Below are 15406 nucleotides of genomic sequence, written 5' to 3'. Positions count from 1 at the left end.
TCGATCACGGTGAACGCAAATCTGGTCTGCGGTCACCCTCGCCGAGACAACCCGGACACTGTACCGCAAGGGTTATGCGCAGATGGAATCGGGTGGTCAGACTAGGTCGTGTCGCGGCCATATCGATCCAGTAGATTAGAGCGGTTGCCGATCGGACGTCTGTGAAAGGTTGTTCTGTTGACCGCCTCCCCTGAGGGACTGCCCGCCGAGGTTTCCCGACGGCGTACGTTCGCGGTGATCTCGCACCCCGACGCCGGCAAGTCGACGCTCACCGAGGCACTAGCGCTGCACGCCAGGATGATCTCCGAGGCGGGCGCGATCCACGGCAAGGCCGGGCGCCGCTCGACCGTCTCGGACTGGATGGAGATGGAGAAGGCGCGCGGCATCTCGGTCAGTTCGACCGCGCTGCAGTTCAATTACCGCGCCGAGGGCTCCGACATCGACAACGTGATCAACCTCGTCGACACGCCGGGCCACTCCGATTTCTCCGAGGACACCTACCGGGTGCTCACCGCCGTCGACGCCGCGGTGATGCTGATCGACGCCGCGAAGGGCCTGGAGCCGCAGACGCTCAAGCTCTTCCAGGTGTGCAGGCACCGCGGCATCCCGGTGATCACCGTGATCAACAAGTGGGACCGGCCGGGCCAGGCGCCGCTGGAACTGCTCGACGAGATCAACGAGCGGATCGGGCTCACCCCGACGCCGCTGTTTCTCCCGGTCGGCATCGCGGGCGACTTCCGAGGGCTGCTTCGCCGCGGCGACGAGGGCGCCGCGCTCGAATACATCCACTTCACCCGCACCGCGGGCGGCGCGACCATCGCGCCGGAGGAGTCGCTGACCCCGGCCCAGGCCGAGGCGCGCGAGGGCGAGCCGTGGACGACCGCGGCCGAGGAGAGCGAGCTGCTCTCGGCGACCGGGCAGGACCATGATCAGGAACTGTTCCTCGCCGGGCAGACCTCCCCGGTCATCTATGCCTCGGCGATGCTGAATTTCGGTGTGCGACAGCTGCTGGAGACGCTGGTGGCGCTGGCCCCGGCGCCCGGCTCGCGCGACGACGTGAGCGGTAAGCCGCGCGCGACCACCGAGCCGTTCAGCGCGGTGGTGTTCAAGGTGCAGGCAGGCATGGATGCCGCGCACCGGGACCGGCTGGCGTTCATGCGGATCGTGTCCGGCGAGTTCGAGCGCGGCATGGTGGTCACGCACGCGCAGACCGGTCGCCCGTTCGCGACGAAATACGCGCTGACGGTGTTCGGCCGGGAACGCAACACCGTCGACACCGCCTACCCCGGCGACGTGGTCGGCCTGGTCAACGCGACGGCACTGGCCCCTGGCCACACGCTGTTCGTGGACAAGAAGGTGGAGTTCCCGCCGATCCCGTCCTTCGCGCCGGAGCATTTCGCCGTGCTGCGCGCCGAAAGCGCAGGCAAATACAAGCAGTTCCGCAAGGCCATCGACCAGCTCGATTCCGAGGGCGTTGTCCAGGTGCTGCGCAACGATATTCGCGGCGATGCCTCGCCGGTGCTCGCGGCCGTCGGCCCGATGCAGTTCGAGGTGGTCACCGCGCGCATGCTGACCGAGTTCAACGTCGAGACCAGGATGGAGAACCTGGCCTACACGCTGGCGCGGCGCACCGACACCGCCTCGGCCGACGAGCTCGGCAGGCAGCGCGGCGTCGAGGTGTTCCTGCGCAGCGACGGGGTGCTGCTCGCGTTGTTCAGCGACAAATGGCGGCTGCAGTACATCGAGAAGGAATTCCCGAAGCTCACCCTCGAGCCCTTGGTCGCGACGGCGGACTGAGGGCTGAGCGTCAGCGCCGGAGGAGGTAGCGCAGCGTCACCACGTAGGCGTAGCGAAGCCCTCCATCGGTACTGAGGGCTGGGGGTTTACCCCGCTTCCGGTTCGCGCCGCATCGGCGGCACGCCGGGGTCACGTTCGATGGTGGACATGCCGTCCTCTCTGGCGATGAGCCCCCACCGACTCGAGGTGAGCCGCAAGCTCGGCAGATCGCTGAGCGAGAGCACCACTTCATAGGTGCGTTCGTAGCCGGTGTGCGAAATTCGCCATTGCCCGTCGTCGCAGCGCACATATTCGTCGGAGTAGAAGGCCGCGCCGCGCAGCAGCATGTTGTGGCCGGGAATGAGCACGGTGTCGGCGAGGTACCAGGTGCCGATCGCACTGTCGCCGTCGACGTCGATCTCGGGATGGTCGCAGCGGTGCTCGGTGATCACGTGCGGGCCGAGGGTGTTGCGCATGAACGCGAGAAACGCGTCGCGCGATTCGAACTGGAGGTACTCGCTGTAGGTGGCGGTCGCCTCGGGAATCATGGTGTCCGCGAACTCATCCCAAGACTTGGTGTCCAAGCTGCGGAGGTAGCGGAACTTCAACCTGCTTATCGCGGTGATGTCATCGAGTCTGCGGTCGTCGACGGGCGCTCCCCGGGTCCGTCGCTCCTGCGCGCCGATTTCGATCCCCGGTTCGCCGGGCGGTGCCGAGGTACTTCGCTCTGTTGCCACGTCATTGTGCCGCTGTTGCTGCGGCCCACCACCACCCGCGCTCGGGTCGCCGCGGCCCTGCCCGCCGGTTCCCTGATTCATCCCTCAACAATCCCATCCAAAGCCCGATGGCTACACCAATTACGAGATTTGTATCAGATTGCTATCACTGTTCGACGGACATTCCCCCGTAGATCAACTACGGACCCGGGCAGAAACGACGCCCGCGACGATCGCGGTCAGTTTCCGATGGTGAAGCAGGTGCGGCAGAAATCTTCACCGAACTCGGTGAGGCGCAGCGATTTGCGCACAATTTTCGGCGCGCGGCCCGCCTTCTTCAGTGCCGCCTCGACCACCGGCTGCACCTCGAGCACCATGTATCGGCTCAACACCACCGGGTCGTCGGAGATCAGCGTGAGCCCGAGCCGGTTGAGGTTGATCAGATAGGGGCGCGACCGGTCCGGGTAGCGCACGCCCGCCTGCTCGGGGACCGAGGTCAGATCACCCTGCACCAGTTCGGATCCGATGCCGAGCGGCCGGTTGGTCCGCACATCGACCGAGGGCTGCGCGCCGTTCTGCGCCATGAAGCGCAGGATGCGCGCCTCGTCGGGGGCGAGCTCGTCGAGGATGCGGTCGTAGGCCGGATGCACGTCCTCGGTGAAATACACGTCGGCGGAGCGAGCGAGCAGCGCGTCGCCGCGCCTGCGTAGCTCGTCGGTGCTCGCCGAGCGCAGATAGGAGCCGACGGCGAGGGCCTGTTGCTGGCTGCCGTGGTTGTTCGCCGGGCCGTTCGGCGTCGGCACGTAGCTCACGATCTCGCGCACCGAGCCCTCGGTGACGCCGAGCGCGCTACGAGCTATGGAGCGCAACGCATTTCCGGTCCGCTCCGCGATGTCGGCGGACGATTCGCCGTCCAGCGCGGCCTGGGTGATCTCCTTGGTGACCTCGAACGTGGTGCCGACCGCCCACTGCCCACCCCGCACCACGGTGCCCGCCGCGAGCCCCGCCGCGCGGAAGACCCCGCGAATCAGCCGCGCCTCATTGCTGATCTGCCGTTGTTCGACATCCGCGCTGCGCTCCACGGAGCGGGAACCGGCTCGGGTGATGTCCTGTCCGGTCCTGTCGTCTGCCACGTCATACTCCGATATCGCCAGGTGAACGAATCCGCCCCACAGATTACTGCCCCCTGTGTCGCTGGTCATTGTCGCCGCCGGGCTCCGGCGATGCGGCATTGCAGACAAACACTGTGACCGATATCTCCGCATGCGGGACTGTGGGTCCGCACACTCGAGGTGGACCCAGTTCCTCTGATCACAATAGAGTCCCGATGCCGACGGGGTGCTACTTTGAGGTGCCGGTGAGGCGGCGGTCACCGGTGTGTCGGCAGGAGGGTGTCGTGTTAGAGAGTGTGTTCGGAATCCACCCGACAATCCTGCTAGAGCTTCTGACAATCCCACTATTCACGGGGATCATCGGCTACATCACCAACTGGACCGGCGTGCTCATGCTGTTCCGGCCGATCGCGTTCCACGGTTTCCGGCTACCCGGATTGAAGGCGCTGTACCCGTTCCTGCCCAAACGAATTCAAGTGCTCCCGCTGCTCAGCTACGACGGGCGAATCGGCTGGCAGGGCATCGTGCCGTCGCGTGCGGACAAGATGGCAAGCATCGCGGTCGACAAGGGCCTGGCCAAACTCGGTAGCGTCGCCGACTTTTATCGCGAACTGGAGCCGGACAAGCTCGCCGAACATCTCGCCAGCATCGCCGACGCACAGATCCAGGACATCGTCGAAGAAATTCTCAAACGAGAACACCCGCAGCTCTGGTACAACCTGCCGACCCAAGTGCGCGAGATGGTGCACGCGCGGGTCAGGCAGCAACTTCCGGATATTTTGCGCGAGCTGACAGATGAATTGGGCGCGAATATTGATCAACTGCTCGACGTGAAGCAGATGGTCATTCGTTACTTCCAGGCAAGGCCGCAACTGCTCAACACACTGTTCCAGGTGCTCGGTGCGAAAGAGTTGCGATTCATGATCAACTTCGGCTTCTGGTTCGGCGCGCCGATGGGCGCCGTACTGGTAGCGATCCTGCATCTCACCGGCTGGTCGACGCTGGTGGTGCTGCCGATCGGCGGCGTGATCATCGGCTGGACCGTCAACTGGGTCGGCATCAACATGATCTTCGCGCCCGCCTACCCGAAGTGGTGGTGCCCGTGGCGGCGCGGCCTGCTGATCAAGCGCCAATCCGAAATCACCGACGGGTACGCCGAATTGGTGTCCAGTCAGGTGATGACGGTGGCCAACATCGGCGACGAGCTGCTCAACGGCCCGCGCTCGGACCGCACCATGCAGATGCTGGAGGACACCCTGCGCCCGGCCGCGGACCGCGCGCTCGGGCCTGCCAGGCCCGCCGTGAAGTTCATGCTCGGCAGCCGCGAATACGACTCGCTGCAGTCGACGCTGACCACCGAGGCGATGGCCATCGCCCCCATCGCCTTCGCCGACCCCGAGTTCAACGTCCGCCAGGGCAGGCAGATCAACCAGTACATCGCCAGGCAGATGGCGGCGCTGAAGCCGCCGGACTTCGTCGACATGCTGCGCTCAGCCATCAAGCAGGACGAGTGGCTGCTTTTTCTCCATGGCGGCGTGTTGGGTCTGTTCGCCGGATACGCTCATATCCTGATTTTCGGAACGGGAGTGGCGACCACATGGCTGTAGCGAAATCCGACCCTGGCGACGATGCCGGGGCCGCCGGGCATCCTCCCGAGGCCGTCGCGCCGTCGACGGAGCTCGCCCGACGGCCGGACAGCGAGATCGTGCGGGCCGACGAATCACCTTCGCGGGTGCCGGTTCCCATTGCGACCGTGCGTGCGGCCACCGGCGTGGCCAGGGTCGCCTGGAGCGCGTTCACCGGCGTGACGGCGTGGAGCCTCGGCACCGCGGTGGGGGTCACCTCGACCGTCGTCGCGCGCAGCATTCAGGGAGTGTCGCCGCGAGAAGTGCTGGCAGAGGCCGAATCCGAGGTGCGCGATCGGATGCGCCAGGCGCTCGGACTGCCCGAGGTCCCGAATGAGCCTGCCGCGCATGCCGTTCCCACGCTGCGCGAGCAGGGCGCCGCGCTGCTGCGGTGGTCGCCGAGCACCAACGACGAAGACGAGAACCATCCGGCGTTCGCAGGCATGCTCGCCGAGCTGACGCCGGACGAGGCGCGGGTGCTGCGCTTCCTGCATCTGGACGGCCCGCAGCCCTCGATCGACATCCGCACCGGGCGGCCGCGCGCGCTCGGCGCGGAACGCCTCGGGTCCATGCTGACGCTGGTCGGCGAGCAGGCCGGGCTGCGCTTCCCGAACCGGATCCAGCAGTATCTGACCAACCTGCGCAGGCTCGGCCTGATCGAGCACGAGCGGGAGCCCGTCGGCAACCCGCAGCGGTATCAGCTGCTGGAGGCGCAGACCACGGTGCGAGAGTTGTTGAAGCGCTCCGGTTTCGGCACCAAGGTCATCTACCGCAGCGTGGCCCTGACCGGGTTCGGCACCGACTTCGTGCGCACCTGTCTGCCGGTGGCGATCCAGGACGACCGCGCCGCCGGGCACTGACGCACACAGACGTCCCAGGCGGCTTGACCTTCGCCCCGCCGCACAGCAGCTGGCACCACGGTGCGGCGGGGTGAGCACGCGACGGGCTACGCGCCGTCCGCCAGCTCCATCCAACGTTCTTCCGCGGCTTCCTTGTCCGCGACGACCTGCTTCAGCTCGGCATTGAGGGTGACCAGCTTGTCCGGGTCGGTGGCCGCGGCGGCCAGTGCGTCGTGCAGCTTGCGCTCGCGGTCGTCGAACTTCTCGATGGCGCGTTCCAGCCTGGACAGTTCCTTGCGGGCGGCACGCTGGGCGGCGGCATCGGTCACCGGCGCGGACTTGGCGTCCGCGGCGCCTGCGCGGGCCGGGACGGCGGCGAGCGTCGCGCGCTTCTTCAGGTATTCATCGATGCCACCGGGCAGGTTGGTGAGCTTGCCGTCGCCGAACAGCGCCCAGGTCGAATCGCAGATGCGCTCGATCAGGTAGCGGTCGTGACTGATGACGACCAGCGTGCCCGCCCAGTTGTCGAGCAGGTCTTCCAGCTGCTGCAGGGTGTCGATGTCCAGGTCGTTGGTCGGCTCGTCGAGCAGTAGCACGTTCGGTTCGGCCATCAGGATGCGGGTCAGCTGCAGCCTGCGCCGCTCGCCACCGGACAGATCGCCGACCGGGGTGCGCTGGCGGGCAGGCGTGAAGCCGAGCCGTTCGGCCAACTGACCGGCAGAGATCTCCTTGTCGCCGAGCATGATTCGCTGCGCGATCTGTTGCACCGCCTCCAGCACGCGCATATCGGTCGGCAGGTCGTCGAGTTCCTGCCGCAGCCAACCGATCTGCACCGTCTGGCCCTGAATGCGCTTGCCGACAGCCGGTTCCGCATCGCCGGCCAGCGTGCGCAGCAGCGTCGTCTTGCCGGAACCGTTCACGCCGACCAGACCGACCCGCTCCCCCGGCGCGAGCCGCCAGGTCAGATCGCGCACCAGCTCCCGGCCGTCCGGGGTGGTCAGGGTGGTGTCCTCGAGCTCGATGACGACGCGCCCAAGGCGCTTTCGTGCGAACGCGGCCAGCGAGACACTGTCGCGCGGCGGCGGCACGTCGGCGATCAGCGCCTCGGCCGCCTCCACCCGGTAGCGCGGTTTGGAGGTGCGGGCCTTCGCGCCACGCCGCAACCAAGCCAGTTCCTTGCGCGCCAGGTTGGCGCGCCGTGCCTCGGAAGCATCGGCCTGCCTTGCCCGTTCGGCGCGCGCGAAAATCCAGTCGCCGTAACCGCCCTCGTAGCTCTCCACCTTGCCGCCGACGACCTCCCAGGTGTTGGTGGCGACGGTGTCGAGGAACCAGCGATCGTGGGTCACCACGACGAGTGCGCTGCGCCTGCCGAGCAGATGCTCGGCGAGCCACTGCACGCCCTCGACGTCGAGGTGGTTGGTCGGCTCGTCGAGGACGAGCAGGTCGAGATCGCGAACCAGCGCGGCGGCCAAGGCAACTCGGCGGCGCTCGCCACCGGAGAGGTTGTCGATCGAGGTCTCCAGGCCGAGTCCGGCGATGCCGATGCCCTCCATCACCGAGCGGATGCGCGGGTTGGCGGCCCATTCGTGTTCGGCGACATCGTCGGATCCACCCGCCGCCCGACCGCTCCCGATGTCGTCGGCCAGACCGGCGAGCACCACCGAGCCGACGGTCGAACCAGGGGGCAGCACACCGCGCTGCGTCACCACGGCCAGGCGCAGACCACCGACTCGGCTGACCCGTCCGCTGTCCGGCGGCTCCAGTCCGGTGAGCACCTCGAGCAGGGTGGTCTTGCCACCACCGTTCAGACCGACCACCCCAATGCGCTCGCCAGCGTGCACGCCGAGCGAGACGTCGTCCAGTAGCGGGGTGATCCCGAAGCTCTTGGAGACTTGTTCGAGGTTGATCAGATTGGACATGAAACCTACTAGCCCGCCTCTCCGCGTTTTTTGCCGGCCGTGAGAGCCTACTCACGGCGCGTGCCGGGCCGGCGGGCGCGTACGGGGCCGGGTTCTGGACGTACCCGACGAGTTACCCATGTACGACCGAAACCAGTTGTCACCTGCCCATTCCGGAACACTTGCGGAACGAACGGCGTTCGTCTACAGTCAAGTCGACGAACGACGTTCGTTACGAACATAGTTAGTCAGACAGGCGCTCCCCGGAACCACAGCCGCAGAATGGGAGCCCCACCTCGGCCTACCGAGGTGTGAGAGGGCGGCACGACTCCGTCTTTTCGCTCTGGAGGTTCTCCATGCACGTCGGCCTTGGCCTGCCCATCTCCGATTCCACCCGGCTGCTCGACTGGGCCCGTCGCGCCGATGCCGGCCCGTTCAGCACGCTCGGCCTGCTCGACCGGCTCGTCTACGACAACCCCGAACCACTCGTCGCACTCGCATTGCTCGCCGGCGCAACGACCCGCATCACGCTGCAGACCGAAGTTCTGATCGCGCCGCTGCGCGAACCGACCCTGCTCGCCAAACAAGCCGCGACACTGGACCGCATGTCCGGCGGGCGCTTCGTGCTCGGCCTCGGCGTCGGCGGCCGCGCGGACGATCACCTCGCCTCCGGCACCGATCTCCGCACCCGAGGACGTCGCCTCGACGAACAGCTCGAGGTCATGCGCCGCATCTGGTCCGGCGCGCCGTACAGCGACGAGTGCGGCCCGATCGGACCTGCTCCGCTGCGCGCCGAAGGCCCCGAGTTGCTCTTCGGCGGCTTCCAGCCTGCCGCCCTCGAACGGGTAGGCCGTTGGGGCGGAGGCTTTCTCGCGGCCGCCGCCCCCTCGTGGGCCGGTGGCCTTTTCGACACCGTCCGCCGCTCATGGACCGACAACGGCCGTGCCGGACAGCCCCGCATCGTCGCCCAGGTCAACGTCGCACTCGGCAGTCCAAGGCTGATCGAGGACGCCCGCGCCTCGATGGGCGGCTACTACGAGTTCAGCGGTCGCGCCGATTACATGCTCGCCGGGATGCTCACCACTCCCGACGAGATCCGTTCTGCCATCAAGCAGCTCGATGATCTCGGGGCCGACGAGGTGATGCTGTACTGCTACGGCCGCGATGCCGACCAGGTCGATCGCCTGGCCGACGTGGTCGCCTGAATCACGAAAGAGCCACCCGCAGTGGCACCGTGCTCATCGACACGGCGCGGTGCCACACTCAGCGCTTGCCAGGGGTTTCGCTACTGAGAACGCGAGCGCCGGGAACCGGGCCGCTGGCCGTTCGGACGCTACGGCACACTCCGGCCCCTGCGAGTTCCGCAGCCACCGCCACCGCGGATTCCTCACTCTCGCAAAGGAATGCACAGGTAGGCCCGGAGCCGGAGACCAAACCGGCCAGCGCGCCCGCGTTGACACCGGCGCGCAACGTCCGGCGCAGCTCCGGCTCGAGCGACAACGCCGCCGCCTGCAGGTCGTTACCCAGCAGCGGCGCAAGCTGTTTCGGGTCACCGAAGGCCAACGCCTGCATCAGCTGTTGCGGCTCACCGAGCCGCGGCGGCGTGCCGTGTGCGCGCAGGCGGTCGAGCTCGGCGAAGACCGCAGGTGTGGACAGCCCGCCCTTGGCCAGCGCGAGCACCCAGTAGAAGGTGTTGCGGGACAACACCGGAAGCAGCCGCTCGCCCCTGCCGGTGCCGAGCGCCGTACCACCGTGCAGCGCGAACGGCACATCGCTGCCGAGTTCGGCGGCAACGGCGGCGAGTTCGTCGCGGCTGAGCCCCAAGTCCCATAGCTCGTTGAGTCCGACGAGCGCCGCGGCGGCGTCCGCGCTGCCACCCGCCATACCGCCTGCCACCGGAATGCCTTTGGCGATGGCGATTTCCACCAGCGGCGCCCTGCCCGCCAGATGCGCGAGCCGGACGGCCGCCTTCCACACCAGATTGGTGCGGTCGGTCGGCACCTCGGCGGCGCCTTCGCCGGAGACCCGCACTGCCATCGATGCGGCGGGGGTGATCTCCAGATCGTCGCTGAGCGACAGCGCCTGGAAGACCGTCGTCAGGTCGTGAAAGCCATCGGCGCGCAGGTCACCGACTCCGAGATGGAGGTTCACCTTGGACGGTGCGCGCACGGTGATCGGGCTTGGCACAACTGACAGCACGGTGCCCAAGCCTAACCGGTGGTTCTGCCGGACGCGCGCCTCTGCCTCGGCCTTTCCATGCGGCAGCAATCATCCGGTCACAGCAACGCGCCGCCGGTCGCGTCGATCCATTGGCCGGTGACCCAGCGGCCGTCCTCCGACGCGAGAAATCCGACGACATCGGCGACCTCGGCGGGTTGGGCGAGCCGCCGCAGCGGGGACATCGCCGTGATGGCCGCCACCGTGTCCGGGTCGTTCAGGAAGGACGCGTTCATATCGGTGTCGACGATGCCAGGCGCGACCGCGTTCACCGTGATGCCGCGCACCCCGACCTCTTTGGCAAGCACGTTGGTCATCGTGTTGATCGCACCCTTGGTCATCGTGTACGCGATGAGTTCCGGCATGTGCGCGCCGTGGGTGAGGCCGGTGGAGATATTGATGATCCGGCCGCCGTCGCGGAGCCGGTCGAGGCCGAGCTTGGTGACGAAGAACGGCGCCTTGGTGTTGACCGCGAAGACCCGGTCGAATGCGGCCTCGTCGGTGCCTGCGATCGGTTCGCGGATGCCGTCGGTGCCCGCGTTGTTGACGATGATGTCGACGCCATCGGCGTGCGCGTCGAAGGCGGCCCACAGCGTGACGGCGTCGTCGGGCACACCCAGTTCGGCGCGAATCGCGAAGGCCGTGCCGCCCGCGGCTTCGATGGCGGCGACGGTGTCCTTGGCCGCCTCCTCGTTCCCGTTGTAGTGGACCGCAACCCGCGCCCCATCCCGTCCGAGCCGTTCGGCGATGCCACGGCCGATGCCACGGCTGCCTCCGGTCACCAACGCGGTCTTGCCTGCCAGTGCGCTCATCGTGCGCCCCTTTCTCTAGCGATCACTACAGAACTGGACAGTAGCACATTCTCTAGCGCTCGCTATAAAATACGAAGATGGTGACAACGACCCGCGGCAGGCCCCGCTCCTTCGACCGGGATGCCGCGCTGGACAAGGCCACCCGGCTGTTCTGGGCGCGCGGCTACGAGGCCACCTCCATCGGCGACCTGACCGCGGCGATGGGCATCGGCGCACCGAGCCTCTACGCGGCCTTCGGCGACAAGGCGACGCTGTTCAACGAGGTGGTGCAGTCCTACGGCGCGCGCTACGGCTTGTTCATCCCGCGCGCGCTCGCCGAAGAGCCGACGGCCGAGGCGGCCATGCGACGGGCGATGCGCGAGGCGGCCGCGGAATACACCCGGCCCGACTGGCCGCACGGCTGCCTGGTGATCAGCGCGGGCATCAACACCACAAGCACCGCGGTCGCGGAGATGCTACGGACGATGCGTAACCAGAACATCGGGTTGTTCACGGCGCGAATCCAGGCCGATATCGACGCAGGCATCCTGCCTGCCGAACTCGACGCGGCCGTCATGGCGCGCTACATCGGGACTGTGCTGCAAGGGATGTCGCAGGCGTCGAGGGATGGCGCGACCCGGGCAGAACTGGAGAAGGTTGCCGAGCTGGCCATGCACGGCTGGGGCCGGGTGGACTAGCGAGCGACACAACGCGGGGAACGACACTGCGGTATGACGGAGAACAGCGGGGCATCGTGCGACGATCGCCCGGTGATAGATCACTGGCAGCATCCCACCGGATCATCATCCCCAGACATCACCTCCGACTCGACGCGAACGACCGCGGCAGCGGCCCGCGTCTTCTGGACGATCATCGTGACCTTCGTGCTGGCAACCATGCTGTGCACGGTGGCTATGCTTGCGGCGCAATCGCTTTCGGGTATCGATCCGGCCGCGTTGACGCTGACCCAGTTCGGCCCCGCACTCGGCGCGCTGGCCACCTGGCTCAGCTGGCGCAAGGTCATCGCGTCGCTCCTGCCCTTGCGGGCACCGCTGCGCGCGGTGCGCGCGAATCTCGGGTACCTGGCGGCGGCATGCGTCTTGCTCGGCCTGCTTGTCGCCGCGGCGATGACGCTGACAGGACACGACCTGGTCGGCCCCGTCGCGGTGGGCGGGGTGCCGTTCGCGGTGTTCGTCGCGGTGCAACTGCTCGGCGCGACCGGCGAGGAGATCGGGTGGCGCGGATTCATGCAGCCGCTGCTGGAATCCCGGGTGCGCCGCTACACCGCGATCGCGGTGACCGGCGCGGTCTGGGCGCTGTGGCATGTGCCGTCGTACAGCCACGGGCTGGTGACCGGGGTGTCGTTCTTCGTCGCGGCGGTGGCGTTCGCGGTGATCCTCGGCACGCTCACGATCGGCAGCTACTGGCAGCGGGTCGCGGTCGCCGCGGTGGGACACTGGTTGATCAATATCGGGCTCTACCTGAGCGCGGGCGACGCGACGCTCGGCAGGCCGCAGGTCGTGTTCATGGCGCTCGCAGCGGTTTTCGTCGCCGCAGGCGTCGTCGGCGCGCGCGAGTGGCGCGGGCGATGAACCCTTGCGCGCAATACCCAGTGGGGGTATGGTCGTTCGTGTCGGGGTACCCCCGGCCCGTATGATGAGAAAGAGCGAAGGAGTCGACAGATGCCCAGTTCCACCTACACCGTCACGGGGATGACCTGCGGGCACTGCGTGAGCTCCGTCAAGACGGAGATCGGCAAGATCGACGGCGTCACCAGCGTCGACGTGGATCTCGCCAGCGGCGCGGTCCGGGTCGACAGCACAGCGCCGATCACCGATTCCGTCATTGCCGCCGCCGTCGACGAGGCAGGCTACGAGGTCGCCGTCTGATGCAGGACCGGCTGAAGTTCGCCGCCTTCGGCGGTGCGCTTGTCGTGTTGTTCGGTGTCGCGCTCGGCATCGGCGCCCTGGTCGGCGAACCCGCCGGGCCGGCATCGAACAGCAAGCAGGCCGCGACAGGGTTGTCGGACGCGCAATCTGGCTACACCCTCACCGACCTGACCGCGCCGACGGAGCCGAATCAAGCCGGTACCCTGCGCTTTCGGATCACCGGACCGGATGGTGCGCCGGTGGTCCGCTTTCGTACGCAGCACGACAAGAAGCTGCATCTGATCGTCGTCCGCTCCGACGGCACCCAGTATCGGCACGCGCATCCGACGATGGACGACGCAGGCGCCTGGTCGATCGAATGGAGCTGGGCACAGCCTGGCACCTACCGGGTGTTCGCCGACTTCATGTCGGACACCGACGGGATCGCAGCGGTGCTCAGCCGCACCGCCACCGTGGCGGGAACAGTTGAGCTGCAACCACTTCCGCCACCGGCACGCACCGCGTCGGTGGACGGATACCAGGTGACGGCGGCAGGCGAGCTGACCACCGCGGGGAGCGAGCTGCGCTTCACGATCAGTCGCGACGGCGTTCCGGTCACCGATCTGGCGCCTTACCTCGGCGCCTACGCACATCTGGTTGCCTTGCGCGCCAACGACCTCGCCTATCTGCACGTCCATCCGGAGGGCGAGATCGGCCGCACGCCCGCCGGACCCGACGTGGCATTCCATGCACAGGCCCCGAGTGCGGGCGCTTATCGGCTGTATCTAGACTTCTCGCACGGCGGCGCGGTGCACACCGCGGAGTTCACCATGGAAACACCCGTGGCCGAATCATCCACAGGCTCATCCACATCCGGTGACACGCCCCAGCACGGCGGTGGCCACTGACCAGCGGCCCACCGAGCCGCACAGGAGCAATCGATGGATCGCCGAACCGACCTGCACCTGCCTTCTCTCCACCACCGCTGAACGCAACTCCGGCGAACAGGTAGCGCCGCACCGAGCACGCGGCGCGCCACCTGAAGGCAAAGACACGTTATCCACAACTGTGTAATCCGTTCCGCCCCAACGCAAACTGACCAGTCTGCAACGCGGACTGCTGGCGCTGGTCCGACGATTGTCAGACCGGTTCGAGCAGCGCCGTGAGCTTGGCGGCATGTCCAGCAGCGTCGAATTCGAAGTGCAGATAGCGGCCGTTCACCGCGTACCTGTCGAAGTGCTGCCCGCTGCGCTCCGGCTTCCCCAGCAGCGCCGCCACTTCGGCGCGGGTTGCCGTTGGTGCGAGGCCGTCCACTAGATCGTCTGGGCGCGGATACAGCCCGTAGGCCGGGTCTGCGCTGTCCGGCTGGGTCCGCACCATCGCAGCCACCAGCACGTCGTTTTCGAAAAGCAGGTCCGTCCCGGCCGGGTGGAAGACGTAATACTTCGACTTCTCCCCGTCCCAGTCGAACTCTGCGATCTCCATCCTCGGACCGACGAGTGCGATTGCCGCGAGAATACGGTCGTCCCCTTGCCGCAGCCCGAGAACCTCCAGCATTACCGCGATCTCGCCTCGGACGACGGTCATATCTCTACTCCGACTCAGCTCGTGCGGCAGATCAACAGTTGACGACGGTGCGGATCAGGATTGGGCGGCCAGGCGGACGAAGGCTGCGGTGTCGAGGGTTTCACCGCGGGCAGTCGGTGCGATGCCCGCTGCGACGAGGCGGCGTTCGGCCTCGGCGGGCGAGCCTGCCCAGCCGGCGAGTGCGGCGCGGAGGGTTTTGCGACGTTGGGCGAAGGCGGCGTCTATGACGTCGAAGACGCGGCGGCGGTGGTCGACGTCCATCGGCCACGGCGGTTCGGCGTAGCGGTCGATGCGGACCAGGCCGGACTCGACGCGTGGGACCGGCCAGAAGACCTGGGTGCCGACGGCGCCCGCCCGGCGGACGGTGCCGAAGAAGCCTGCCTTGACGCTCGGCACGCCGTAGATGCGGCCGCCGGGTTCGGCGGCGAGCCGATCCGCGACCTCGGCCTGCACCATCACCAAAGAGACTGCGATGCTCGGCAATTCGGCAAGCAGGTGGAGCAGCACCGGGACCGCGACGTTGTACGGCAGGTTCGCGACCAAGGCGGTCGGCCGCGCGGGGATGTCCGCGGCGGCGACGCGCAGCGCGTCGGCCTCGACCACCGTCAACCGATCGGCCAGTTCCGGCGCTCGATCGGCGACCGTCACCGGAAGGTGCCGCGCGAGTACCGGATCGATCTCGACCGCGACGACCGAGTCGACCACGTCGAGCAACGCCAACGTCAGCGAGCCGAGCCCGGGGCCGACCTCGAGCACCACATCGTCGCGGCCGACCCCGGCCGCCGTGACGATCCGGCGCACCGTGTTCGCGTCGTGCACGAAGTTCTGTCCGAGCTGCTTGGTCGGTCGCACGCCGAGCCGCTCGGCCAGCACCCGCACCTCGGCGGGCCCGAGCAACGCGGCACTCCCACGCGCGGCAACTTCAGGTTCGGACACCTGAAGAACCTATCAACCCGCAGCACCCCACCCCGACTGCA

15 protein-coding genes are annotated in these 15406 nt (G+C 67.5%); 8 read left to right on the top strand and 7 right to left on the bottom strand.

Going from position 1 to position 15406, the window contains the following annotated elements; all coding sequences use genetic code 11:
• The first annotated feature begins 177 nt into the window (after positions 1–177).
• Positions 178–1797, top strand: coding sequence for a peptide chain release factor 3 (locus NA11_RS14120; protein ID WP_439957072.1), 1620 nt, complete (start codon positions 178–180; stop codon positions 1795–1797).
• Between the two features lie 86 nt (positions 1798–1883).
• Here the strand turns inward: NA11_RS14120 and NA11_RS14115 are convergent, their stop codons facing one another.
• On the bottom strand, positions 1884–2462 hold the full coding sequence (locus NA11_RS14115) for a nuclear transport factor 2 family protein (RefSeq protein WP_281196891.1): 579 nt from the start codon (positions 2460–2462) through the stop codon (positions 1884–1886).
• 269 nt (positions 2463–2731) lie between these two features.
• Positions 2732–3625 carry an Abi-alpha family protein gene (locus NA11_RS14110; RefSeq protein WP_069162376.1) on the bottom strand — a complete coding sequence of 298 codons (894 nt, stop codon included), beginning with the start codon at positions 3623–3625 and terminating at the stop codon, positions 2732–2734.
• A 194-nt stretch (positions 3626–3819) separates the two neighbouring features.
• Between NA11_RS14110 and NA11_RS14105 the strand changes: the two genes are divergently transcribed.
• Both NA11_RS14105 and NA11_RS14100 read left to right on the top strand, forming a co-directional pair.
• Positions 3820–5211 (top strand): DUF445 domain-containing protein, encoded by a 1392-nt coding sequence (locus NA11_RS14105; RefSeq protein WP_439957075.1) that lies wholly within the window; start codon positions 3820–3822, stop codon positions 5209–5211.
• Complete coding sequence (locus NA11_RS14100) at positions 5202–6089, top strand: Abi-alpha family protein (protein ID WP_069162313.1); 888 nt, start codon at positions 5202–5204, stop codon at positions 6087–6089. Before NA11_RS14105 ends, NA11_RS14100 begins: the two co-directional genes overlap by 10 nt.
• 86 nt (positions 6090–6175) lie before the next feature.
• Here NA11_RS14100 and NA11_RS14095 read toward each other — a convergent pair whose 3' ends face one another.
• Positions 6176–7987 (bottom strand): ABC-F family ATP-binding cassette domain-containing protein, encoded by a 1812-nt coding sequence (locus NA11_RS14095; protein WP_069162312.1) that lies wholly within the window; start codon positions 7985–7987, stop codon positions 6176–6178.
• A 290-nt stretch (positions 7988–8277) separates the two neighbouring features.
• Between NA11_RS14095 and NA11_RS14090 the strand changes: the two genes are divergently transcribed.
• Positions 8278–9171, top strand: a complete 894-nt coding sequence (locus NA11_RS14090) for an LLM class flavin-dependent oxidoreductase (RefSeq protein WP_281196883.1) — start codon at positions 8278–8280, stop codon at positions 9169–9171.
• A gap of 58 nt (positions 9172–9229) precedes the next feature.
• Here the strand turns inward: NA11_RS14090 and NA11_RS14085 are convergent, their stop codons facing one another.
• Positions 9230–10165: a 4-(cytidine 5'-diphospho)-2-C-methyl-D-erythritol kinase gene (locus NA11_RS14085; protein WP_069162375.1), complete on the bottom strand. Its 936-nt coding sequence runs from the start codon at positions 10163–10165 to the stop codon at positions 9230–9232.
• 77 nt (positions 10166–10242) lie between these two features.
• On the bottom strand, positions 10243–10995 hold the full coding sequence (locus NA11_RS14080; protein WP_069162310.1) for an SDR family oxidoreductase: 753 nt from the start codon (positions 10993–10995) through the stop codon (positions 10243–10245).
• A gap of 77 nt (positions 10996–11072) precedes the next feature.
• Here NA11_RS14080 and NA11_RS14075 point away from each other — a divergent pair, with 77 nt between their 5' ends.
• The 4 genes from NA11_RS14075 (at position 11073) to NA11_RS14060 (ending at position 13750) form a co-directional block, all read left to right on the top strand.
• Positions 11073–11672: a TetR/AcrR family transcriptional regulator gene (locus NA11_RS14075; RefSeq protein ID WP_069162309.1), complete on the top strand. Its 600-nt coding sequence runs from the start codon at positions 11073–11075 to the stop codon at positions 11670–11672.
• Positions 11673–11744: 72 nt separating this feature from the next.
• On the top strand, positions 11745–12566 hold the full coding sequence (locus NA11_RS14070) for a CPBP family intramembrane glutamic endopeptidase (protein ID WP_167837641.1): 822 nt from the start codon (positions 11745–11747) through the stop codon (positions 12564–12566).
• A gap of 90 nt (positions 12567–12656) precedes the next feature.
• Positions 12657–12863, top strand: coding sequence for a heavy-metal-associated domain-containing protein (locus NA11_RS14065; protein ID WP_069162307.1), 207 nt, complete (start codon positions 12657–12659; stop codon positions 12861–12863).
• Positions 12863–13750, top strand: a complete 888-nt coding sequence (locus NA11_RS14060) for a DUF8832 domain-containing protein (protein ID WP_069162306.1) — start codon at positions 12863–12865, stop codon at positions 13748–13750. Before NA11_RS14065 ends, NA11_RS14060 begins: the two co-directional genes overlap by 1 nt.
• A 232-nt stretch (positions 13751–13982) precedes the next feature.
• Here NA11_RS14060 and NA11_RS14055 read toward each other — a convergent pair whose 3' ends face one another.
• The gene (locus NA11_RS14055) at positions 13983–14429 is read right to left on the bottom strand and encodes a DUF6392 family protein (protein WP_069162305.1); all 447 of its coding nucleotides are present in this window, start codon (positions 14427–14429) and stop codon (positions 13983–13985) included.
• A 54-nt stretch (positions 14430–14483) separates the two neighbouring features.
• A complete protein-coding gene (gene rsmA / locus NA11_RS14050; RefSeq protein WP_069162304.1) occupies positions 14484–15365 on the bottom strand; it encodes a 16S rRNA (adenine(1518)-N(6)/adenine(1519)-N(6))-dimethyltransferase RsmA in 882 nt (293 codons plus the stop codon).
• Positions 15366–15406: the final 41 nt, after the last annotated feature.

Source organism: Nocardia altamirensis NBRC 108246 (assembly GCF_001612685.1).
In the GTDB taxonomy this organism is placed as follows: domain Bacteria; phylum Actinomycetota; class Actinomycetes; order Mycobacteriales; family Mycobacteriaceae; genus Nocardia; species Nocardia altamirensis.
Note: the sequence above shows the minus strand (reverse complement) of the source record. Positions and strands in the feature narration are given on the sequence as shown.